Annotated in this window: 22 protein-coding genes and 2 pseudogenes; 7 read left to right on the forward strand and 17 right to left on the reverse strand. The window is 56.2% G+C overall.

Features of this window, described 5'->3' with window-relative positions; genetic code table 11:
* The 3 genes from NDI76_RS22840 to NDI76_RS20860 all read right to left on the reverse strand — a co-directional run.
* Nucleotides 1-61 (reverse strand): DUF7995 family protein (locus NDI76_RS22840; protein WP_484494594.1); only part of this gene is annotated, 61 nt, incomplete at its 3' end.
* A gap of 106 nt (nucleotides 62-167) precedes the next feature.
* The gene (locus NDI76_RS20855; protein WP_310926243.1) at nucleotides 168-608 is read right to left on the reverse strand and encodes a DUF8025 family protein; all 441 of its coding nucleotides are present in this window, start codon (nucleotides 606-608) and stop codon (nucleotides 168-170) included.
* A gap of 191 nt (nucleotides 609-799) precedes the next feature.
* Nucleotides 800-1,735, reverse strand: a complete 936-nt coding sequence (locus NDI76_RS20860) for a transcription initiation factor IIB (RefSeq protein WP_310926113.1) — start codon at nucleotides 1,733-1,735, stop codon at nucleotides 800-802.
* A 207-nt stretch (nucleotides 1,736-1,942) separates the two neighbouring features.
* Between NDI76_RS20860 and NDI76_RS20865 the strand changes: the two genes are divergently transcribed.
* Nucleotides 1,943-2,197, forward strand: a complete 255-nt coding sequence (locus NDI76_RS20865; RefSeq protein ID WP_310926114.1) for a hypothetical protein — start codon at nucleotides 1,943-1,945, stop codon at nucleotides 2,195-2,197.
* Nucleotides 2,198-2,331: 134 nt separating this feature from the next.
* On the opposite strand, the gene NDI76_RS20870 is transcribed toward NDI76_RS20865, so the two are convergent.
* On the reverse strand, nucleotides 2,332-2,748 hold the full coding sequence (locus NDI76_RS20870) for an SWIM zinc finger family protein (protein ID WP_310926115.1): 417 nt from the start codon (nucleotides 2,746-2,748) through the stop codon (nucleotides 2,332-2,334).
* Nucleotides 2,749-3,196: 448 nt separating this feature from the next.
* Here NDI76_RS20870 and NDI76_RS20875 point away from each other — a divergent pair, with 448 nt between their 5' ends.
* Nucleotides 3,197-3,463, forward strand: a complete 267-nt coding sequence (locus NDI76_RS20875) for a hypothetical protein (RefSeq protein ID WP_310926116.1) — start codon at nucleotides 3,197-3,199, stop codon at nucleotides 3,461-3,463.
* A gap of 244 nt (nucleotides 3,464-3,707) precedes the next feature.
* Here the strand turns inward: NDI76_RS20875 and NDI76_RS20880 are convergent, their stop codons facing one another.
* The 6 genes and pseudogenes from NDI76_RS20880 to NDI76_RS20900 all read right to left on the reverse strand — a co-directional run bounded on the left by NDI76_RS20880 (nucleotide 3,708) and on the right by NDI76_RS20900 (nucleotide 7,539).
* Nucleotides 3,708-4,670: a DUF4268 domain-containing protein gene (locus tag NDI76_RS20880; protein ID WP_310926117.1), complete on the reverse strand. Its 963-nt coding sequence runs from the start codon at nucleotides 4,668-4,670 to the stop codon at nucleotides 3,708-3,710.
* Between the two features lie 107 nt (nucleotides 4,671-4,777).
* Nucleotides 4,778-4,987: pseudogene (locus NDI76_RS20885) on the reverse strand (DUF7567 family protein); the annotation flags it as partial.
* A gap of 230 nt (nucleotides 4,988-5,217) precedes the next feature.
* On the reverse strand, nucleotides 5,218-5,661 hold the full coding sequence (locus NDI76_RS22735; RefSeq protein WP_425498401.1) for a toxin-antitoxin system TumE family protein: 444 nt from the start codon (nucleotides 5,659-5,661) through the stop codon (nucleotides 5,218-5,220).
* Nucleotides 5,662-6,189: a winged helix-turn-helix domain-containing protein gene (locus tag NDI76_RS20890; RefSeq protein ID WP_310926118.1), complete on the reverse strand. Its 528-nt coding sequence runs from the start codon at nucleotides 6,187-6,189 to the stop codon at nucleotides 5,662-5,664.
* Between the two features lie 70 nt (nucleotides 6,190-6,259).
* Nucleotides 6,260-6,394, reverse strand: a complete 135-nt coding sequence (locus tag NDI76_RS20895) for a hypothetical protein (RefSeq protein WP_310926119.1) — start codon at nucleotides 6,392-6,394, stop codon at nucleotides 6,260-6,262.
* Nucleotides 6,395-6,720: 326 nt separating this feature from the next.
* Nucleotides 6,721-7,539: a lamin tail domain-containing protein gene (locus NDI76_RS20900; RefSeq protein ID WP_310926120.1), complete on the reverse strand. Its 819-nt coding sequence runs from the start codon at nucleotides 7,537-7,539 to the stop codon at nucleotides 6,721-6,723.
* A 25-nt stretch (nucleotides 7,540-7,564) separates the two neighbouring features.
* Between NDI76_RS20900 and NDI76_RS20905 the strand changes: the two genes are divergently transcribed.
* The 5 genes from NDI76_RS20905 (at nucleotide 7,565) to NDI76_RS20925 (ending at nucleotide 12,237) form a co-directional block, all read left to right on the forward strand.
* A complete protein-coding gene (locus tag NDI76_RS20905; RefSeq protein ID WP_310926121.1) occupies nucleotides 7,565-7,921 on the forward strand; it encodes a hypothetical protein in 357 nt (118 codons plus the stop codon).
* A gap of 188 nt (nucleotides 7,922-8,109) precedes the next feature.
* The gene (locus tag NDI76_RS20910; protein ID WP_310926122.1) at nucleotides 8,110-9,123 is read left to right on the forward strand and encodes a Cdc6/Cdc18 family protein; all 1,014 of its coding nucleotides are present in this window, start codon (nucleotides 8,110-8,112) and stop codon (nucleotides 9,121-9,123) included.
* 69 nt (nucleotides 9,124-9,192) lie between these two features.
* On the forward strand, nucleotides 9,193-9,876 hold the full coding sequence (locus tag NDI76_RS20915; RefSeq protein WP_310926123.1) for a P-loop NTPase family protein: 684 nt from the start codon (nucleotides 9,193-9,195) through the stop codon (nucleotides 9,874-9,876).
* Nucleotides 9,863-10,108: a DUF8156 family protein gene (locus NDI76_RS20920; protein ID WP_310926124.1), complete on the forward strand. Its 246-nt coding sequence runs from the start codon at nucleotides 9,863-9,865 to the stop codon at nucleotides 10,106-10,108. Before NDI76_RS20915 ends, NDI76_RS20920 begins: the two co-directional genes overlap by 14 nt.
* A gap of 23 nt (nucleotides 10,109-10,131) precedes the next feature.
* Nucleotides 10,132-12,237 carry a type B DNA-directed DNA polymerase gene (locus NDI76_RS20925; RefSeq protein WP_310926125.1) on the forward strand — a complete coding sequence of 702 codons (2,106 nt, stop codon included), beginning with the start codon at nucleotides 10,132-10,134 and terminating at the stop codon, nucleotides 12,235-12,237.
* A gap of 1,148 nt (nucleotides 12,238-13,385) precedes the next feature.
* Here NDI76_RS20925 and NDI76_RS20930 read toward each other — a convergent pair.
* The 7 genes and pseudogenes from NDI76_RS20930 to NDI76_RS20960 form a co-directional block, all read right to left on the reverse strand.
* Nucleotides 13,386-14,936, reverse strand: a complete 1,551-nt coding sequence (locus NDI76_RS20930) for a hypothetical protein (RefSeq protein ID WP_310926126.1) — start codon at nucleotides 14,934-14,936, stop codon at nucleotides 13,386-13,388.
* A pseudogene (locus NDI76_RS20935) lies at nucleotides 14,866-15,228 on the reverse strand (hypothetical protein); the annotation flags it as partial. The pseudogene NDI76_RS20935 and the gene NDI76_RS20930, both read right to left, overlap by 71 nt.
* Nucleotides 15,221-17,419: a VirB4 family type IV secretion system protein gene (locus tag NDI76_RS20940; protein ID WP_425498402.1), complete on the reverse strand. Its 2,199-nt coding sequence runs from the start codon at nucleotides 17,417-17,419 to the stop codon at nucleotides 15,221-15,223. The pseudogene NDI76_RS20935 and the gene NDI76_RS20940, both read right to left, overlap by 8 nt.
* A complete protein-coding gene (locus NDI76_RS20945; RefSeq protein ID WP_310926244.1) occupies nucleotides 17,412-18,533 on the reverse strand; it encodes a TraC-like domain-containing protein in 1,122 nt (373 codons plus the stop codon). Before NDI76_RS20945 ends, NDI76_RS20940 begins: the two co-directional genes overlap by 8 nt.
* Before the next feature lie 2 nt (nucleotides 18,534-18,535).
* On the reverse strand, nucleotides 18,536-19,597 hold the full coding sequence (locus NDI76_RS20950; RefSeq protein WP_310926128.1) for a TrbL/VirB6 family protein: 1,062 nt from the start codon (nucleotides 19,595-19,597) through the stop codon (nucleotides 18,536-18,538).
* A gap of 2 nt (nucleotides 19,598-19,599) precedes the next feature.
* On the reverse strand, nucleotides 19,600-20,436 hold the full coding sequence (locus NDI76_RS20955; protein ID WP_310926129.1) for a hypothetical protein: 837 nt from the start codon (nucleotides 20,434-20,436) through the stop codon (nucleotides 19,600-19,602).
* Nucleotides 20,433-22,169 carry a DUF8186 domain-containing protein gene (locus NDI76_RS20960; RefSeq protein WP_310926130.1) on the reverse strand — a complete coding sequence of 579 codons (1,737 nt, stop codon included), beginning with the start codon at nucleotides 22,167-22,169 and terminating at the stop codon, nucleotides 20,433-20,435. The genes NDI76_RS20955 and NDI76_RS20960 overlap by 4 nt, the downstream gene beginning before the upstream one ends.
* Nucleotides 22,170-22,176: the final 7 nt, after the last annotated feature.

Raw genomic sequence — 22,176 nt, forward strand, 5'->3', positions numbered from 1 at the left:
CGGTGGCCACTGCGTCGTCTCGCGTCGATGCCTCTACCAGTGCGTAAATGACCATATGCATCGGTTTTCACCTTCGTCTGCCGACGCACGCGACTGCACAACTGCGTCACTACGTGATGCGCCGGCACCCATCGCCGGCGCTCAAAAAATAGCACTGACGACGCTGACTAGACGTTTTCGACCTCCGACTGGCAGTCCTCCTCTTCGACGGTAATCATCAGATCCCCGGTCTCGTAATCGGCCTCGAACGCAACTGAGAACGTATCCGAGTTGTAAGCGTCGTGATATGCACGATGTCGCTTGAGCGACCCGGTCGCCTTGAAGTGGAAGAAGGCTGCCGCTGTATACGGCTTGCCCCTTGTTTCGACCTGCGCTTCGACTGATACAGGGAGCGCAATGTGCGGTGTATCACTGTCAATTCCCGCGGCGAAGGCTTGAGCTTCGTCGACGGTCGCTTGCGAATGTTCGGGTGTCTCACCAGTCAGTACGCTCACGGGCGTTTCTGTCTCGTCGGTGAAGAGGACACCCTCGAAAGTGCGTGTACCGAGAATCGCGTTGGGGCTCAACTCACAGCCTTCAAACGGATCTGTTGATGGATGCTCAGACATTGAATCACGAAGCCCTAGGGGGCTCAGCCATTCAGCCCCGGAAAAACAGCTCACTATATCCTGTGGAAGGCTGATTTCAACTTCTCCTTGATCGGTCATTCCTTCCTGACCGATACGCTCAGACTTAACCAACAAGCGTCCGTAGTGCCTCCACTTGTTGGTTACAAGAGATTGATCGCCGACATCAGCCTCTACGCTGAGTCAATTACCGTAGAGAGTTCGTCACGTCGGGAACGAAGCGTCGCTGCAGTTGTTCCAGCTACCTCCGCGATGTCTGTTTGTCTGAGCCCCTGCCCGTATTCTTGACAAGCGATGTAGAGACAAGCGCCAGCGACCCCTGCTGGCTGACGCCCGTTCGCGATAGTTGAGTTGTGCGCCAGCTCTGCGAGTTCGAGTGCTCGTCGCCGAACAGCATCCTCAACCGCTAGCTCCGAAGACAGCCGCGGGATGAGCGACTGCGGTGTAACCGGAGTGACGGGCAACCCCAGCTCTGTATTCAGCGTCTTGTAGGCGTTCACAACCCGACTTTGCTTGACCTGTGCTCTTTCGGTAACTTCGTCCCGCGTCACTCTCGAGTCGTTGCACCGACAAGCTCCGTACACGCTCGCTGCGGCGATAGCTTCGATCGACCGACCAACCAAGAGGTCCTCGGATTTGGCACTCCTGAAGAGCTGGCAGGCCTGATCCCGAACGGTTTCCGAGAGCCCGAGTGCGCTCGCGATCCGACGGACTTCGCCCAAGCCGTGCGCGAGATTCCGCTCACTTTTCGACCGCCACCGCCCCCGGCGCTGTTCTCGACGTAGTCGGCCGAGCTGTCGGCGTTTTCGTGCTGAGAGTTGGTTTCCACTTGCGTCTCGCCAGCGTCCGATTTCGGTCGAAAGACCACGGTCGTGACGTGCAACGGTGAGCGGTGCGCCCGTTCGTTTGCTGGAGGACTCATCGTCGTCGAACGTTCGCCATTCCGGTCCGTGGTCGATTTGTTGTTCATCGATAACGAGCCCGCAGTCTTCACAGCTTGTCTCTGCTGTGTTCGTTCTGACTCGCCCATTGCATTCTGGGCACGCCGTCGTATTATCCGTCGATACGTCTTCGTCGAAACCGCTCTCGTAGATGTCTCTCGTTGCCATCGGTACTCAGCGAGGCACGCTGTCTGCACCCCGCACCCCTCAGGGGGCAGAAAAACTACCGCGGACGTGCTGGTGTGACTCTGACGAACCTCTCAAATGCTGTTACTTCTTGATTGGCGGTCGCTCAGTACAGCTGAGAGAACTAACATTCTCTCAAAACATCTTGGCAACCGAACTGATTTTAGTAACCCACGTGAACTTCCCTCTATGTCTGGTACAGCAAACGTAGACCTTAGCGAGTGGGAGGGTGCTCTCGGCCCCCAATCAGAAGACGAACCGATGTTCTACGAACTTAAGGTCAGTACTGACCGCGTTCGCCTTATTGGATCTTCTCCAGGAATGAGGTTTGAATATTCTCGTGAAGATTTTGAAAGATTGGTTGAAGATGGTGAATGGCTTCTCGCTAACGATGATTGGGAGAATCAGGTGTACTTGACATCAGAGGGCGAGCATCCGTACTAACTGTTATCTCCCAAATTATTATCGGGTGTCTCTTAGTTCGGTTTTTTGACAAGCGCTAAGAGTGCAAATGCCACTGAGCAGCCGTTTCGGTAGGAGACCAGTTACAAGGAATGTTCTGATGGAACTGTTGACATCTACTTCTCCGGAAGCGCCTTCCGACCAGTCTGAACGCAGTTCCAGCAGGGAAATCCCTCGTTGAGTTCGTCGCAGTCACACTGAGCCGATTCAGCAGGTTCGTAGTGGTCGGTAGCTCTGGTTCCACCGTCTGCGACGACCTGCACCTTCGTTGCGAAGTCGAGAATTCGGGGCCGAATCGCGACAGCGACTCGGTGTTTGCACGGACCCTCATACGTAGCGTCGGCGGGACACTCACAAGCGGCCGGAATACTGTTGACGACGGTAACGAGGTACTCATGATCTGCCGGCTTCTCGTGGCTCTCGTTGCGAACTCGGATGTCACCGTCGAGAACTGAAAACGCGAAGGCTTCGTACTGTGCTCGTTTCAGCACGCGACTCGTCGGCTCGAAATCTGCGGGTAGTAGTTGATCCATCGGTGAGTCCAGCGCTTGTACGCAGCGCTGCACGGCTCACAGCGCCGATAAACTTTCACCGAAGCTGGTGTTGTGTGGGTAGCTCAGACTACAATACCGAAATCTATGTCTGTTGAAATCCCAGCGCCTGACAGAAATCGCGTGCTGAATAGAGAGGGACGTAGTCAGCACGACCAAAGAGTTCTGTCACTGCGTAGTGGTTCAAATCCGGCGTTTGGTAGGCATACCGATTAATCAACGATAGAGAAAGAGTCATTGCTACCGACAGTATTGGCTACGGTAATATGACGGGCAAGAGATACGGTACAATCTTGAACAGCAAGGCTCGAAGGAAGAGGCATATGAGGCGCTAACGGAGGCTATCTCAGATATCACCGCTTCCTCTGCACAACCTATTGATGTAGCGTGGGCATCAGAAAATCACATCCACGAAACGACCAGATATGTGGTGACAGACAAGGGATCCAGATTTGGGGAAGATACACTCAAAATTCGAGGACGAGGTGGAAAAGAAACAGGCGGCAAGTATGAGATAATCCCCAAACCAAACAGCACTCCTAGGGTCCTGTACTATTACCCAGATAACACGATTGGTTGGGACGAGGCGCTGAAGATGTTAGTAATATCTCCCTCGAAATACAAATTTGTGGAGGAAGAAGAAAACCCAGTGTTCTTAGAATTTGTGGACAATCTACGAGATCGAATCGGCATATAGATAACCTATACCTAATTATTCCACCATCTACGCTCTAGCACGGGCGCAACAAACTATCAATAACAGCGGATCGAATGCATTAGTTGCCTCTCCCGCAACTCGGGACCCGAATGCGACTACGAACTTGACGTCCGAGTCAGAGCACACCGACTCTCTGAGAGAGGCGAACAAGGCCGAATTCTCCACGCATCTCATACCTGAATCGATGGCGTATCGTCACAACAGAATTGTTGGTGACGGCTTCTCAAAGATGCTGTATCCGGTCGTAGAAGACTTTGTGGAACCGCTCACCCCGCTCCAGCATCCAAGTCTGATAGTCGTCCCACGATTCTCTGTCAGTAAGGTCGCCAGGACGTCGAAGCGTAATCTTCGCGCGCTTACTGTTGCGTTGCGCTTCCTCAGGTGGACTCCAAATTAACTGTTCACCAATCTCTTCCTCAATAGTCTCTTTTTGACCTTCCAACTCTTGGTATACCTCTGGGTCGTCTTGGATCACGAGTTGACAGTAGAGGTTATCTTCGACGGTGTTGACCGTGAACTGTAGTTTGAATCCAGACCGGCCCATCGGATTGTTGTACCAGTGCTGTGGTTTCGGTTTCCGTGTCCGAAGTGGCGTCTCTCGGTCACTGATGAGATCGCGGAACTGAGTCCAGTACTCCTCTTGGAGCTTCTTGGTCTCGGACAGCTCGCCTTCAGAGCGTTTTGCCTTCTCTTTCCATTCGCTGGGGTCTTCGATCGGGTTTAGACGAACCGCAGGGGCTGAATCTCCAATCCGCCAGACCTCTAATCGCACCGCGAATAGGTCCACTCCCTCGCGGCTGTTCTTGTTCAACCACTGGAACGCGTCCTTGTGCTCGTCGTTGAACTGGGGTGACACCCAGACAATGATGTCAGCGTCAACCCCGGCTGCATACGCGATACACTTCCCAAGATGGTCATGATCTGAGGCTTCCAGCTGGTTCTCTATTACAATCTGACGACCGTCATCGATGACCTCCGCGACGATGTCAACACTGTATCTGCCGACGTCTTTCTCCGTCTCGATTACTTCGAGGTCTAACCCAAGAACATCCTCAAGATGTGATGCGTCATCATCCCGTATCGAATCCGCCAGCCACGGGGTGAACTCGTGGGCCTCGTGCTCCCAGAAATCCCGAACATCTTGAGGCTCCAACTCGCGGAACTCTGGAGGCTCGGATCGTGACATACGCTATTGTTTAGCCCAAGAACAAAAACAATACTTGGTGATGGTATCGAGGTGTGTCAACCGTTGGTTACTGGCTCACTGTTCTCGGCACAACTCTGGTCAAGAATCTATGCCCAATGAGACACCTCAGTAGGTTCTTCGATGTCGTCGAACTCACCTCGTTCGACTGGCCCCCAGTCCTTGCTGGATTCTGGACTCCACCAATCGACCTCGTAGGCACCCGGGGGGTCAAAAATTTTCACTCGATCCGACTCGTCAGGCAGGTCACGACGATGTTTTTCGTCGACGTGGAGATTCTGGGTCGTGCCGGTATCGAACAGACGAGAACCGCTTGGAACCACACTCACTGGGCTACTGCTATCGCTTTCGGCAATGCACAACGCGGAGGTACAGGTCGAAGGCGTCATATTGCGGCTGCACGGAAAGCAACCTCAAATCACCGTTTCAGCGTTAGCGAGTACAACCCCTAGGCAACAACGCTATCGCAAAGAAAGATTGAGGTTCTCAGGATCCTCCAGTAGATATCTCTCGACTTTCCCAGCAGGTACTAGGGCCACAGTGTTTCGATGCGTTGCTCTATTGCCGTGAGGATGGTGGAGTATACTTCGAGTGGATGGAGCGACGGGAGTTCGAGATCGATAACTTCGATGGCAGACGGTGGCTTGTGGAAGTGCAACCGGGTGTTGTGCGTGTTCGGGTGTCGGTCCCAGCGACACTCCCAGAGTTCCCCATCCTCTCGTTCTTCGATGTAGTGGACCGAGAAATCACCAGTCGTGAACCACCGAATGTCGAGTCGAGCCGCTGTTACTGAATTCGGGTATCGCTCAGCGTCGAGTAGTCCCTGGAGTAGTTGAGGTTCATATGAATCCGGGTCAAACGTAGTCTCCGCTACGAGTGAATCCGACGAAAGGTGTCGCTCCAAGAGACGCAGCGTCTGTCGATCTGGTGGGCCTGCCGAGTGGGGCACTGAACCCCCCGGTGGAGGACTCATTTACGCCGGAATCAGATGCCCGTCATTCTGGGAGAGTTGGCGAGCAAGTTCGTACAGCCGGATATCTCGAATCACGCCCTGCCACTCGCTGATTGCGGTCATCCGCTCGTGAACCGTGTCGTGATCAGCGTGATCGAACACATCGACAGTGGCGGGGTCAGTCGTCTCGAATTGCGTTTCGTATTGTCCTTGTTGCTCTTCGAGCGCCTCCACTCGGTCGATTATCTCTTTGACGGAGAGCTCGGCTGCGATTCGACTGGCGTCTTGCCATTCGAGATACCCCTCGTTTCGTTCGTACGTTGCCGGGCGACTATCTCTCTCAGCTTGGGCGATGCCCATCTCTGATAGACGGTCGAGATGCTTTTTCGCGGCGTTTGGAGAGCAGTCCGCAAGCTCCGCGATTTCGGTGTATGCAGTCGGAGACGTAATCCCGAGAACGACGTCGTAGACACGGCCAAACGTGTCTGTTCCCTCTTTCCATCGCCTCTGAGCGTTGTCGGATGTAGGAGCCGGATCGAATTCGGTCATTGCCTCTCGTACGCACCATCTATCAATATATCTTTGGTACGCACAAATATATGAGACCTACTCTATTCGACTATACTTCCTCGAGTACTTGCTCCCACAGGCCTGGCAGATCGTCGATTCGCTGCCACGCGGCGGCTTCGTCGATGTCTTCTTCGACAACCGTGATGTCGGTAAAGTAGTCGTTGAAGACTTCGGCCTGTTCCATCGCGAGTGGTGGAGAGCAGTAGTTCTCCTCAATCCAGACTGCTTCTCCACTCGTCGGATCGAATCGTGCGTTCTCCAGCGCTTCGTCATTGCGCGGCCAAACGGCTTCATTGCTCCAATCTCGCCGGTATCGAGTCGTTCCCGCAGGTCCGGGAGGCGATCACGCTTCGGGCGGGCTCGAACAATGATACAGACTTAGTCTCTTCCTTCATCCATCGGGAAAAGTACGGACGAACGGGACGATACTCGTGAGAGATCGCACCATTCAGCGAAAAGCTGGCTGCTACTCAGAAAATATGTTGAGGTGGTCCACCGAAGCGAGGTCAATCAGTACTCATACTGGATGACGGTCTCTCCATCGGCGTTCGTCACGATGACTGTGTCACCGTTGTTGTTCCAGATGGCAGCGTCTGACCCCCAGTAAACCTCGCTGTTCGTATCGGTTCCAGACCCTGTGTAGAGTGTCACCGGATCGCCCGGGTCGACTGTTGTCCCAGAAAACGTGTACGTGTGGTCAGCCTCGTCCGAGACGGTCCACCCTGAAAGGTCAAGCGTTGCGTCGCCCGTGTTTTCGAAGACGACGTACTCGTCATTCTCGTTCTCGTGGTCGTTCCCCTCGGCGTCTGCGTGGACCTGGACGACCGCCAGCGAATCCTCCTCGCTGGAGGGCGCTGGTGTGGGCGTCGAGGTAGACGTCGTCGCCTCGTAATCCCACAACCCGACGTCGTCAGTCTGGGCCGCCGTCTCTGCATCTGAGAAGGCCGGACGCTTCGAGAACGACGAGTCGTACATCCGGGCGTACCCCTGGTCGATCAACTCGCGATTGAACGACGCAGTTTCTGTTCCGTCCTCGTAGACGTACACGAGGAGCCGTCCATACGATCCTCGGCGGTCAGCTGACGGGTCGGTCTCGATCGTCAGCGTCTCGCCCCCAACCTCGGTCCGTGCGAATTCACTAGCCTTGTGACCCCAGTCTCGGAGCCACGCCTCCCCATGAGGAGTGTCAGGAATCTCCTCGAACTCCTCGGGGTCGTTCTCAACGTGTACCTCAGGGGTGTCGATGCCGAGCAGGCGGACGTTCTCCGTGCGGCCGTCGGAGAATCGCACCTCGAACGTATCACCGTCGACGATGCGGACGACAGTCACCTCCCACGACGTCTGCTCTTCGAACGTGGGCGTGCTCGTCGAAATCGGTGTTGGAGTGAGAGTGCGAGTAGGTATCCGTGTTGGAGTCGGCGCCGAAGTCGGAGTACGAGTGGGTGTCGGTTCCCTCGTCTCGGCTTCGGTGTCCGTCGACGTCGGCGTCGCCCGTGGTGAGGCCCTTGTATTGGCGCCGCTCGATGACGCTGTCTCCCCCTGCTGCGCTTCGAATGTTGGTGAATCAGCCGCTGTCGGCGTCGATGTCAGAGTGTCCGAAGCAGTCGAGTCATCAAAAGGGGTGGTTGGAGGTCCTCCACTACAACCAGCCATGACAAGGAGGACGGCGACGAGAAGGACTGCAGACGACTTCATGAACGGTTATTTATAGCTTTTCCCACGTAAATAAAGAGAGGTTCATACAGCCTTCGTCCTCTTGGCGCGTCTGAAAACGGATGAGCATGCTTTCCTTGAAAACGCGGGGTACCTTGCTAACCAACCAGTCAACGGTATTTTCGGAACTAACGGAAAGCACACAATTCCGTTTATCTGGTTCGGGGAGAAATCACGCTCTCACCCATGATCACGGATGCTCGTGTCCTCCAACCCGAGTTCACGCCGCAGGAGGTAGAGCATCGTAACCAAGAGGTGAACGTCCTTTCAAACGCGCTCAAGCCCATCATGAATCAAGAACCTGGGGAGACGACGCTTCTCTTGGGTCCTTCGGGCGCCGGAAAGACCTGCATCGCTCGCTTTACGACCGAGCGTCTCCGGGAGAACGTCCTCGACATCAACTCACAGTACATCAACTGCTGGCAGGATTACACCCGATTCCGCGTCCTCTATCGAATTCTCGAAGGCATCGGACAGACAGTGGATATCCATCGCCGCTCCACGCCAAAGGACGAACTGCTGGACCGATTGTGCAACTACGACGGCCCGCACTACGTCATCATCCTCGACGAGGTTGACCAACTCGAGGACAAAAGCGTCCTCTACGACCTCTATCAGATGCGGGGTCTCACGGCCATCCTCATCACGAACCGCGAGGAGGATCTCTTCTCACATCTCGACGACCGTCTCACGAGTCGTTTCGAGAGCAGTGTCCGCGTCAACTTCGACAAGTACCACCTCGACGAGCTGGTCTCGATACTGGAGGCGCGGGCCCGGTGGGGATTATCGGAAAGGGCTATCGGAAGACAACAACTGGCGCTGATCGCCGACGCCGCAGCGGGCGATGCACGCATCGCTATCGGCATCCTTCGGAACGCTGCTCGACAGGCAGACCAACAGGGCACCGAGATGATTACGACGGACATCGTCGAGGGTGCGGTCCCCGATGGGCGTGCGGAAGTTCGCAGAAAGGCAGCGGAGAAATTACGGAAGCACCAGCGCGTCCTCTTCGAGATTTTGACCGACGAGGGGGAGATGAAACCGGGCGAACTGTATGATGAGTACTGCCGGCGAGTTGACGATCCGAAGACCAAGCGGACGGTCCGGAACTACCTCCAGAAGATGGAGCACTACCGGCTCATCATCGCCGACGGAAAGAAACGAGCCCGGACGTATCGACCCCGGACAGACCTCTCTTAACATCGTATCGGAAGCATCGGAAACGCCCCCGGTTCACCTAATGGCGACGCAGGTGGACTGTATCCTGTGATGACGAACTACCGAACGCCAGAACTCCCGACGCTCGAACCAGGTGTCACACTTCTCGAAACCGAATCGCGTACGTCCGGCGCGCTACACTCACTCGTACTTGACCACGTTCTCTTAGAGAGCGGGTCCGCCCTCTGGGTGGACGCACGCGGGAACGGGACGACACAGCCGATAGCCGAACTCGCGCCCGATATGCGTGTTCTCGATCGAATCCGGATCGCTCGGGCGTTCACACCGTGGCAACACTACAGCCTACTCGAAGACGTTCCGTCGGAGCTCACTGCAGAGACAACGCTCTTGGTACTCCCCGATGTGGACGCGTTCTACCGCAATGAGGACCTCAGCCCGCACAAGGCAGGACAGATGTTCTCCGAGGCCTTCCAGCACGTCGTCGACATCGCTGAAACGTACGAACTCCCCGTACTCGTAACACGGATGGACGACGACACGTTCTCGGTACCGGTCGAGAACGCCTCAACGACGATTCTGCAGTGTGAACAGACGACGTTCGGGCCCCGATTCAGCGGTGAGGAGTTCGAGACGCTCGTCTATCCAGTCGGGGACGGCATCGTTCAAACGACGTTCACCTTCTGGCGGCGCGTCTTGGCGTCGAGACACCCCGCCTTCGACGTCGCGACTGAGTCTCCGACGCCAGCGGAGGTGAGGACCGTTGGGTCGAACTAATCAGACGTACCGTGATCAAGTTCGTGGCATCGAAGAACAATGGAGTGACTTCCGTCGCGCGCTCCGTCGCCGCGACCAACCGCACTTCGATCACTTGTTCGAGCACGCTCGTGAGCAGGCCGACGCCGGCGGGTACCTCAACCACCCGAATCCGGAGATTCCGATACTCATCTCCATCGCTGTCGAACAAGAGCGCCGGATCGTAGAACTGGAAGACCGCGTCCAAGCGTAAGATTGCATCTGACTCAGGAAACGATGGCTTACAAAATAGATTTCATAGACGGAACCGCAATCCACTGGTCGCTATCCGACGACGGTGCGATTCCGACTCGTGATGAGTCCTACACCCCTACCATCTACGTCTCCGCTCACAGTGCGTCGCTCGCGGAGGCTGGTTCACATCTTCGCGACCATCCCCGCATCGAGTCAGTCCGACGAGTCCGGGAGCGCATCGGGTTTCGGCACAATCCGACTGAGGTACTCCGTGTCGACGTTACTGACCTCGAATCCGTCATGGCCGTCGCGAACGAGGTCTCCGGATGGGGAGCACCGGGAGCGTATCGGCTCTACAACGTCGATTTCTCGAGAGAGTACCGTTACTGCCTGGAAGAGCGAATCGATCCGACGCCGGACCAAGACCTCTCGGTACTCCGTCTCGCCGCCGAGGAAGCCGAACTCGTTGCACCACCCGTCACGGAACTCCAGTTCGGCGGGGAGACGCTGACCGGGGATCCCGATGAGGTACTCACAGCTCTCCGTGACCAGTTCCGAAAGGAAGATCCGGACGTCCTTCAGCTATCGTCCAGCGACGTGATTCCTCGGCTCTTCGAGCAGGCCGAGCAGTACGACGTTGAGGGATTCCAACTGGGGCGACTCCCGGGCTATCAGCAACTCGCCGGGGAATCGACGTACGAAAGCTACGGACAAGTGGGCCACTCCCCAGCGCGGTACAACGTCCCCGGGCGGGCAATCATCGACGAGTCGAACACGTTCTTCTGGAACCAGACGAATCTCGATGGCTGTCTCGACCTCGTCTCGCGCTCGCACAAGCCGCTCCAAGAGCTTGCATGGTCGTCCATCGGGAACATCCTGACAGCGATTCAAATCCGAGAGGCACGGTCTCGCGGCGTCCTCGTTCCGTGGCACTCGTGGCGACACGAGCAGTTCAAGACGATGCGACAACTCCACGACGCCGATCGAGGTGGGTTCACGTTCGCGCCGGATGTTGGCTTCCACGAGGACGTCCACGAACTCGATTTTTCGAGTCTGTTTCCGAACATCATCGTCACTCGCAACGTCTCTCCCGAGAAGATCCGCTGTGAGTGCCATGCGGATCGGGAGGATGTCCCCGGACTTGGCTACAGTATCTGCGACGAGCGAGGCTACCTCCCGGACGTACTCGAACCGCTCATCCAAGACCGCGACGAGATCAAGGCCGAACTCCGGGAGACCGACGACGCCGAGCGCCGCGCAGCGCTCGAAGGCCAATCGAACGCGATTAAGTGGATTCTCGTCTCCTGTTTCGGCTACCAGGGCTTCTCGAACGCCAAGTTCGGCCGTATCGAGTGCCACGAAGCGATCAACGCGTTTGCTCGCGAAATCCTGCTGGATAGCAAAGCCGTTTTCGAGGCGAATGGGTGGCACGTCGTCCACGGCATCGTCGACAGTATCTGGGTGACGCCTGTAGAGGGTGAGACGCAAACGCCGCTCGACGAACTCGCCGCTCAGATTTCTGAGGAGGTGGGGATTCGCTTAGAGTACGAAGCCGCCTACGACTGGCTGGCACTGGTGCCGCGGCGCGATTCTGACGCCGGGGCGCTCACCAAGTACTTCGGGAAAATCGCCGGTGAGGACGCCTACAAATATCGGGGAATCGAGTGTCGGCAGCGCAGTACGCCGCCGTTCATCAAAGACGCCCAGCAAGAACTCATCCGCGTGTTGGACGAAGAACGATCACCAGAGCAGGTCTGTGAATGTCTCCGGTCGATGGTCGACCGCCTCGAGCGCGGTGCTGTCGACCGCGACCGGCTGGTCGTGACGAATCGGGTCTCCAAGTCCGTCGACGAGTATACCCAGTACACGCAAAACGTAGCGGCGCTCGAGCGTGCTGAATCGATGGGACTGAGTCGATCCGCCGGACAGGGGGTCTCCTACGTCGTCGTCGACGACGAGAAGCAGTCACGTGAGCGCGTCGCCCTCGCGAGCGAGAACCCGACGACGTACGATCCTGCGTTCTATCGAACGCAGCTGCTTCGGGCTGCAGAGAGTGTGCTCTCGCCGCTGGGGTGGCGACGCCGACAGATCGAAGCAGAGGTGAGCTCATACACGGAGCAGAGTCTGGATTCGTTCGAGAGCCGGTAATCGGTCGTCGTTCGGATTCATTGGAGGTGTCTATCGACACGCGAGATGTTCTTCATGCTTCTTCGAGATCCTCCCACCGTGCTGTCGGCGAATCCCCGCGAAAGTCGATTACCAGCGCGTCAGCGGGTCGAACGTACTGCTTGGCACCGCCCTCGTCTGAACCTGCTTCGCCGAGTCCGCCTGCTCGAGCAAGTGAATTACTCACTCGGTGAGCGCTACCGGCCGGGACTCCGTTGTCAATCTCATCTTGCGCGGAAGTTGGTTGGTCGGCCATCGTAAGAATCCGGAAGGCGTGCTTGGTCCGAATCGCGTTGAGTAACGTATCGGAGTCGACAACGACTGAACCGTCGAACGTGACTTCGACTGGTTCGTCGAAGTGTGATCGACAGGATCCACACCAGTAATCCCTGGAGTATTGGCGAGTTTTCGTCTTCCGGCTGGATTTCTGATTGACGCTATTGCCACCGCAAACAGGGCAGCGTTCCTCACGAACAAGGCCCGATTCAGACGAGACCATCCACGCTCTCCTTATCGATACGATTGATGATCAGCTGACCATAGTGGCCGGCGAATACATTGCAGTTGCCGCAGCTGAAACCAAGTGATGGGTAGCCCGTCGGCCGTCAGTGACGTGGCGGCATCGGGGCTATTCTGATCTCCGAGCGCCGGGAGCGACAGCGGGTCGCAGCCGAGTTTCGTTGTGATCCGACAGACATGAGCAGCCATCAACTTCTCGGCGTTGTCGACGATGCTACTGTTGGCTACCGAGTCAACGGCCAGGTTAGGTATCCTCGATCGGCGCTGTATGCTTTCCTCGTTTTCTATCCCCTTAGACATCTAATTGTTCGATAGCAGTTCTGTTATATCAGTCTGGCTGATTGTATTGTTAGAACAGATTGTGGATACTGGGACGTTCCCGGTGCGACTGCTTTCAATTAGATTTCACTCACGCCCGTATTTGTCAGCAGCCACGCTTTCTGCGGAGCTATTCTTCTTGTAGCCATGGGCTTCAATTACTTCACGGAATGCAGTATCAGGTTAGGAGACTTACTCGACATATTGCTCTAGAATTCCGTGAGTTGGGAGGTGTCGTGGGATTGAAATTCTAGTGTTTGGTAATTGAGCCCTGAGTGGCTGCGTGAACCTATCTAGTCCAGATAACTTTGTCTGATACCTTCCAACCTATCGTGGTCAACGCTCTCTAATTGCTCGAATCGTTGAATCAAGTCCTCAGCCGCATCCTTGACTGCATTGTTATTGGTTCGGTCAAGAAGGGCCTCTAGTCGATCTAGTATCTGATTCTCTTTTCCATAGAAATTCTCGAAACCAGCAATCTGACCAACGACTGTTTTCAGCTGGTTGGCATTGAGATTCTGATCGGTCAGGGAATTGCTGAGCCGTTCCATGAAGCGGGCGCCTTGATCTTTTTCTAGTTCCTCAGGCATCGATTGTAGAATCTCGATAACCGGAGTGAAGTGGTCCGGGTTCTGGTTATTGCTGAGTCTCTGGGCAACTTCTTCTCGGACGTCTCCGATAACTGCTGCACGTCGGTCTGCGTCTGCATCTTCAGCTAACTCGTCCCACAACTCCCTGTAAACCTTGTAGTCACCTGCGTTGCCTCGAAGAAGGATCTCCATTTTTCCGATGAAACTCTCCTGCTCCGGGCCATCAAGCTTTGAGAAATGCTTAGCGATAGGCATCAAGAGCTGCTTCTTAGCGTTTGAATTGCGCTCAGATTTAGCCTGTCGACCGCACTGTTCGATAATCGAACCCCACTCCGCTTCAAGTTTGGCGGGGTGCTTCTCAATGATCGACAAACCGATGTTCCGATGGTTATTATTGTTATTCCGGATTAACTCCTCCACCTTGTCAACAATCTTTGAATCGAATTCCGATGGGATTTGTGGAATCACTACGCCAACAATAAATTTCTCATCGTTGAGGTGATTGGGAATACGGGAGAGAAACGCATCAACTTCTTCTTCTGACTCAAAGATGGGAATCTTATTCTCTGCCGCAAATTCGCAGATCTCCCTGACATTATTCGGATTCCACTTTCGGTACAGCCCGCTAATCAACTGCTGAACCTCTGACCACGTCTCTTCTGAGAACGACTCGTAGAAGTGAAGGAGTGCCTCAACCAGTACAACCCTCTCGTTATCCTTCGCATCGAGAAGCTCCTTGATTGTCTGGAAGACATTTTCTGCCGTCGATTCTGAAACCATTGAACCGACTGCCATCAACTCACGAGCAAGAGACTGGTCGATCTGATCCGCTTGATTACCCCTGTAATCGTCTCGTAGCTCAAGCAGCTTTTCCACGTAGCTGCTGCGACCATCAACGCCAGCGATATCATCGAACTGGCCATACTCCTCTATTTTTGTAAACTCGTTCTGATTATCCTCTATCTCAACCAGTGAAGCTGCCATCTCGATAATCTCGGGCGTAACCAAGCGTTCCTTTGCCTCCCTTGAACCTGCTAAGCTCTTCAAAGCAGTACTCAAGGCATCATCACGTAGATCAGTTATACTGGTCGAGAGTGTCGAGACTGCACGACTAGGGATTTTGTCGGCGTGTGAGATGAATGCCTCTAGGACACCTTCGTTCAGCCCATCTTCACTTTTGATGCCCTGTTTCGTAGTGGTCGATGAACTCCTCTCGTGTGAGTTCGACTGGCTGGATGAGCCGTGAAGCGACATCAACGTCAACGCGTTCGATATCGAATGTCTCGGGATAGATCGAACGAAGGCGCTTCTCGAAGGTGTCGAGATGCTCGTCGACACCGTAATAGAACTCGACTGGCTCGTCCGTTCCATCGCTCAGGGCAAGGAATTCAAACCGGGGCGGTGTTTCACTGTGGAACGGGTTCAGCTTCTCTGTGAGGCTTTCCGATCCCGTATTCGTGAGCTTGTGAAGACTAGCGAGAACACGCGAGATTCCCGCGGAGTCGAGCTGTTCGGACGTCGGCGTGACGCGGAGATACTCACGCATCCTCGTCCACCTCCACCGATCCACCATCAGGTTTCGCAGTGACCGCCTGTGATTCTCCGTTCGCAGCCTGCTTCTCTAACTCCTCACGGAACTGCTGCACGTCAGTATTGACGGCCTCCTCGTTAGCACCGGGAAGTGTTTCTCGTGTCTGTTCGGCCGGGTCGAAATCGATGACTTGCTTTTCCTTGGACATTGCCTGCACCTTGATTCCGCGCCACTCGCCGTCGACACCGACGAGCGCTTCGGAGAACCCGGCGTCCTCGTTGCCGGGCACCGCGTCCTGTACGTAGCGCATCTGTGCGTGATTCAGACCGAACTCTTCGGCCCACTCCTCATCCATCCCGTCCAAGCGATGGAACTGCTTGACGGCACACTGGTCGAGGATTGCCTCTGACTCGGCGTGCTCGAAGAACTCATCGACAGTCTGCGTAACAAGACGAATCGAGAGGTCGTGGTGACGGTGATGGCGGAACACCGTTTCGAGGAACGCTAGACTCGCGGCATCCTGCATGATGTACCGCGCCTCGTCGATGACGAATACAACCTCCTTGTCCGTCTCTTTCGCCCGTTCGTACACCAGCGAGATGAGCAACTGCATCGTCAGCGCCGTACTGCTGTCGACGCTGCCTTCCTGTTGTGCGAGATCGAGGTAGATGACCTTCTCGTCACGGATGTCGAACTCCGAGGACTTCCCGAGATTCGCGTGGCGACCCTCTTCCTCGAAGGGGCGCAACTGGTCCAGAAGCCACGTCGCGTCCTCGCGGATCTTCCCGGCCTCCTCGTCAGATCGGACGACGAACTCCTCTGGTTCGTCGACCATCTCTTCGAAGACGTCCATCATGTCTCGAATCGTCGGACTCGGGTTGTCGTGGGTCGTGATATCATCAGTTATGCCGTTACGCTGGTAGGCGCGTTTGAGTCCGAGTTCGAGCGTCGTCCGACGGTCGCCAAGTGAGATACCACGCAGTGCGAAGAAGTTCGTCAGAAAGCTCATCGCATCGTCGAGCTTCTCGTTGAACGGACTCGCGTCCTCACCCATTGCCCGCTGGACGTGGTCGGGTGTCTGGCGAATCTCCAGGGGATTCAACCCGAGCGTCCCACCGACGGTGATACGTTTCGCATCGAGTGCTTCAGAGACGCCTGCCCAGTTGTTGAGCGGTTCGAGGATGATACCGATGCGGTCCTTACTCTGCTCAATCGAGCGGATGAAGTTCTGCTTCGAGCCGAACGATTTGCCAGAACCAGTATCGCCGACGGTGAACATCGCGTACCCGTTGTCACGGTCAAACGGATCGATGACGACGGGACTCTGATTGTCCTTGTGGATACCGAACTCGACACCACCCTCTTCGAGGATTGTCGCGTTGTGCGGTGACGAGAGAAGTGCACCGATGGCACCGCCGAGAGCGATGGACTCGCGGCCAAACTTGTTGTCTCCAATCGGGGCAGCCGACTGCAGTGCGAGATCTTGCCGGCAGATAGCCGTCTTCGGCGTGAGGTTTGCCGGGTCGTCCCGGAGGGCGCTCTTGACCTTCTGGACAGAGTCCCTGAGGTCGTCCTTGTCGTCGGCACGAACCGTGATGAACATCCCTTGATCGAAGACGTTCGCTCCGTTCTCGACGGCCTTGTAGGTTGCAGCGGCTTCATTTGCTCGCTCCTGCAAATATGCACTCCGGACGCTCTGTTCGAGATCGGCGTCGACTTGGAGGTCGTCAGCGATATCCTGCAGTTCGTTTCGTGCCCGCTGCTGATTCTTCGGGGTGATGTGCGCTGTGAGGTCGAACTCGACGTCGGTCAACTCGAAGAGGTCGCTTAGGTAGCCGTCGTTCGGGTAGTCGCCATAGTCATCGATGTACAGCGTTGTCGTCCACTGCTCGCCGACGCGTGCAGCACGGGTCTCCCACTCGATGGCTGCCGGCGCGGTCACGGTCTTGTGGGACTCGGAGATGTCGTCGAGGAGTTGGCCCTCTGCGTGACCCTTGTTGAGCGTCTCCTCGTCGAGGACATCCGAGAAATCGACCTCGGGTTCCTCGTCGGCGGTGTGCCGGTCCCAGAGACGTTTCCCGACGATTCCGAGGGCGACAACCATCAGGAGGTAGATCGCCGCACCTTCAGGCGACGTTGGGTTCAGTAACCACTCTGTGAACTGGGTGACAGCCCCGCCATCTGTCTGCAGGATCGCCTTAGACATTGACCTCATCCTCCCGGCGCGAGCGACCGACGACCGGTTGCTCACGAACGACGTGCTCGGCCTCGTCGGCGTCGTGCTCCCGTCCGTTCCAGAAGTCCAGGTTCAGGACGAACAGTTCGACCGTACTGAGCCGACGTGCAGACCAGCCGGACGCCTGTTGGATGAATTCGGCGCGAACGTCGTTGACGCGGCTATCTAACTTCTCGAACATCTGAGCCCGGCGTTCGACATCCGTGAGGTCCTCACGACGAGTCACGAACGGGTTGAACAGGAACCCGATGACGGGGAACTGCGTCAGTTTCTCGGCGGGCGTCCCTTCGTCTCGGAATCGGTCGTAAACCTCTAGCGGGGAGACCTCGACACCGAGGTAGTATCGTACCTGTTGAATTCCTCGATCACGCATCTCCTTGGGTCGTGTCTCTCGGTACTCCTCGAGGAGTTCTCGGAAGATCGGATTCTGCGTGACGTCTTCGTCGTTGAGTCGCTCTTCTATCGTCTCGGTAATCTGTGCGACCGGGAATGACCGAGTTGTCGCGTGGAGCTTGATCTTCGAGTCCAGTTCCTTGTTGGCGAACTCCTCGCCCGCTTCTTGGAGCTGTGCCCAGTCCTCGGACATCGCAAAGTCCATGTTCCCGGGGCCGATCTCGATGAAGGCTTCCATTGTACCATCTGCCCGTTGGATCGCTCTAGCACCGGGCCACGCTCGTTTGACGTTCGTGAGGTCCTGCGTTCGCTCGTCCGGTTTGAACGGCGTGTAGTTCGCGAGCCCGCCTTCGTTTCGCTCAGTCTCGTTCGTGTTCTCGTCTGGCTCTTCTGGAGCACTAAACGTAATCTGCGGACGTTTGGCATACCGATAGATGCTCTTCGTCCAAGTCCACGCATTGAGGTGGTTGGGAGAGACGTAGATGACGGCGACGCCAAACCCGAATCCTCCCACGACGAACGGGAGAGCGAGTGATTCAATCCCGGTGAGGCCTGCGATGAACAGGCCGACAATCGGGAAGGCGATGAGTACGCCGACATCCCCCTCCTCAATGTTGAGGTAGGGAATGCGACTCTCTTCGCCGAACTGGTCCATGATGCGTCGTGCGGCTGCGTCTTGATCTATCGACATTGTTAGTGGATTCCGGGGTCGTTCTCGGTCCGCCGGTACGACGGCGTACTGTTCTCTTCGGTACCACCCTCTGCTCGTGCTGCGGCCTTCTGAGCGAGCGCGTGACCAGCAGCAGCTTTTGGTCCCCATCGAGCAGCAGTCGTCGCGACGCCAGCGCCACCGACGGACGCACCCGCTGCGATTCCACCGACGAGTGCTGCTCCTGTCGTCGCACCTCCGACGACTTTGGCGGTCAGCGGAGTTGCGTATTTGAACGTCTTCCAAGTCACATAGAGCGAAACAAGTGGCAGGGATGCAGCGACAAGGTACTTGAGAAACGCTGTTTCCGGCGTCAGCGCGCCTTCAGCGTAAATGAGGTCGTATCCTTTGAGTACCATCGCTGCCGGAAGTGGTAGGACAGCTAAGGGAACGAATCGCTTGGCGAATCCCATTGCGATATTAGAAATAACGGGGATATTTCCATAGGCTAGAGCAAACGCAATCGGCATTCCGTACAAGTAGACATAGAGCAGAATCTCGCGAATATAGAAGAGGGCCTCCAAAGCCCACATTGAGAGACCACCAGAGAAGGCGAATAACAGCCCTAGACCTGGGTTGATAATAGATACGCCCAAGAACCGCAACATTGCTGCAGATACCGACGAGAGGTCGGGCATTAGGACGATAGTGAATCCATCTACAAGATACAGGGTGAGAGCTCCGATCCAGTACCATGTGATGATAAGGAAAGCACCGACCCATGCTGTTTTCTTGGTCTTTCGGGCTTCGTAGGCGCTACCCACGTTGAATATTCGAATGGTATGACGGCCCTGTACGCTCATTACGAGCAGAAGTAGAGCAATGAGCATGATCTCGCCACCAACCAGTCCATCCTGAATCGCCGGCCACGGTGCATTGCTTGGCTCACCGAAGATGAACGTTCCATCAGTCTGTGGTGTTGGCGTTCCAAACATCGCCTCGGTGAGGGTCTGGTACCCTGACCGGAGCCCATCCATGAACAGACCGATAATCCACTCAACGACGTCTTTGAACCCTTCCAGTACGACGTCGATCAGGTCAACCATCGTTAGGCCTCCGTGATTGCGACCTCACAATCACTCATCTTCTCAGAGCCAGAGTACTCCACATCGAACGCTTTCGTAATCCCGTTCCCGTTGACTCTTGTCTCAACGAGAGCGGTGAATTGTCCACTATTTCCGTCAGTAGAACACCCCATTCCTTTCTCAGACTCTGAGCCAAATGGGAACGAGTTGCTGAAGAGGTCTACTGTCTCTCCGGGGGAAACAACCACTTGCTTCGTCTCGTACATTCCGCTTCCCCGAGGATTTTCGATGGGGTTCGGAACATCGCCAGAGAACACGAGTTCAACAATCGCATCTGGGCCTGTGCCAGCGTTCGTTACGGTAGCGAACGCTTCGCCGTTTTTCAACCGGTCTGTCTCTGTGTCTCCGTAGATCTCATCCCACGGCTTGTCGGGACTGTTTCGATAGAGTCCAACGTCCTGAATCCGGATCTCCGGTTCGATATCCGTTGTACTTTCTGCGACTGTTTCCTCGCCTTTCAGTGCGACCACGCGGTACTCTCCCGGTTCGTACGCAGTTCCAATCTCGAACGAGACCTGTTGGACCCCTGCGGCCACGTCGCGTTTTCTGAACAGTTCTCCGTTCGGCTGGATGAGGTTAACCTGGTCGACATCGGCTTCTGCCAGGAGCTCAACGACGAGTGCCGTCCCTTCGATGGTGACTCGCTTGAGCGGCTCTTCACTGTCTGAGGCGGTTGTCCCGCTACCGGACGTTCCGGAGCTTCCACCGTCGTTCAGACAGCCAGCTACGCTCGCAAGTGCGACACCTGCGACTGTTCGAAGGGCGTTTCTACGACTGATATGTTGATTGTTTCTGATCATGGGTGTCGTTGGAAGATGTCTTCTGGACCGAGCATTCGGAGGAGACGGCGTCCCGCATAGAACACCACGAAGAAGGGGATGAACTGCCAGCCGGCCTCGAAGACGAGGGCGAACCAGCCATCGATGGTTCCGAGTGGATGCCAGCGAGCGGTCGCCGTGTCACTCACGTAGGCCGGGTTGTGTCCGAGCCACGAGCCCGGATGGTAGCGGGCCGTGTAGATGCCGGGTTCAGTGATCGTTACGATGGCGACGCCAGAGGCGTTGGTCTCGACCTCCTGATCGGCGATGGTGATAGAGCCGTTACGGGTGCTCCCACCGATCAGATATCGGCGGGTAGCGTCATTGAGGATGATCGGTGCGCCAGTCTCGTTGTCGCGTAGTTCGATTCGGAGCGTCGCCTGCGACTGGTTCTGCTGAAGAACTTCAACCGAGAGGTTGCTGCGACGAAGCTGCCGCTCGGAACCCCCGTCGGGCTTAGCGATAGACGCGTTCACGCCGCGAACGATGCCCGCGACGTGGAGTGCCTCTCGGTCGACGTTCTCAGCACGGACAGCAACACCGTACGTCGTCTCGTAGGACTGGTTGATGACCTCGATGGTGACGTTCTCGCCGATACTCTCCAGTGGGGAGGACCGTTCCGTCCCCCACGTGTCGATGATCTCCGGGCCGTCCCGAACAGGTTCAGCACGTGGCCCGATTCGAGATGGATACGCGTGGACGTACACGGGGATCGCATCGGACTCGACTTCAGCGCTGTCGGTCCGATTCGATCTGACGAGTGTATCCCAGTTGGTGTTGCGAGCGGTGTAGAACCGCCAGACACCACGCACGCTCGCGTTCCCCTCATCGTTGAGCGTATAGCCCTGCCACGGCCGAGATTGAAAGATGGCGACGCCAGCATCGCCGTTGGGATACTCAGCGTCGTAGGGGTTCGCAGAGAGGTCGTAAATCTCAACGTCGATCGAGTCGGAGACATTTCGCGTCTCCTCACGGTAGACGACCTCGACATCGGTTCCGTTGATCCCGTCAGTCTGTATCGTCTTCTTCAGCTGGACGCGGATCTCTGCTTCGAGGGAGAGGGTTGCGCTCCAGTCGTCGTCGATCTGGTAGTCGAGCGCTGGTGTATGTGACCCCTCGGTCCTCGCGATGGTCTCTCCGTCTTTCTGCAGTCGAACCTCCTCAATCTCGTGGTTCGTAAGCGACCAGTCGACGGTTCGATTATCGGAAGCACTCTCGTTCGGAAGACGGACGCGATAATCGACGAACCCGCGCATCGTTCCATTCGGTGCGATGTAGAGTGGCGTGTCACCGGATTCGAGATGGCCACGGGTCGATGGCTGCACCGCGAATACGGTCGCGTGAGCGTCCTCAATGAACACCCCGTCTTCGAGCGACGCGTGAGGCGGATGTACGGACGTGTCCGAGCCACCGGCTTCGAGGTCCTCGAAGTCGTTCCGAGTCCACGTCGCGGCCGTCGCGGGCGGTCGTTTGAACGTGATATCGCTGCCGTTTGCGAGCTGGTGAATAGCCGTTCGCTCGTTACCGTAGCGTTGGCGGTACTCCTCTTGGCTCGTGTAGTTATCCGTGTCCCGAGACCACAGCGTCGCGGATTCGTTCTCAGAGAGCCCATTGTCTTCCGTCCCCGGTCGTGGTGGGGTAGCTGTGACGAGGCCTGTCGCGAGGCTCGTCACGAATAGGGCGGCCATGAGCACGGAGAGTTCTCGGTGTTGCATGGGGATC

The organism is Halogeometricum sp. S1BR25-6 (assembly GCF_031624495.1).
Classification (GTDB): Archaea; Halobacteriota; Halobacteria; order Halobacteriales; family Haloferacaceae; genus Halogeometricum; species Halogeometricum salsisoli.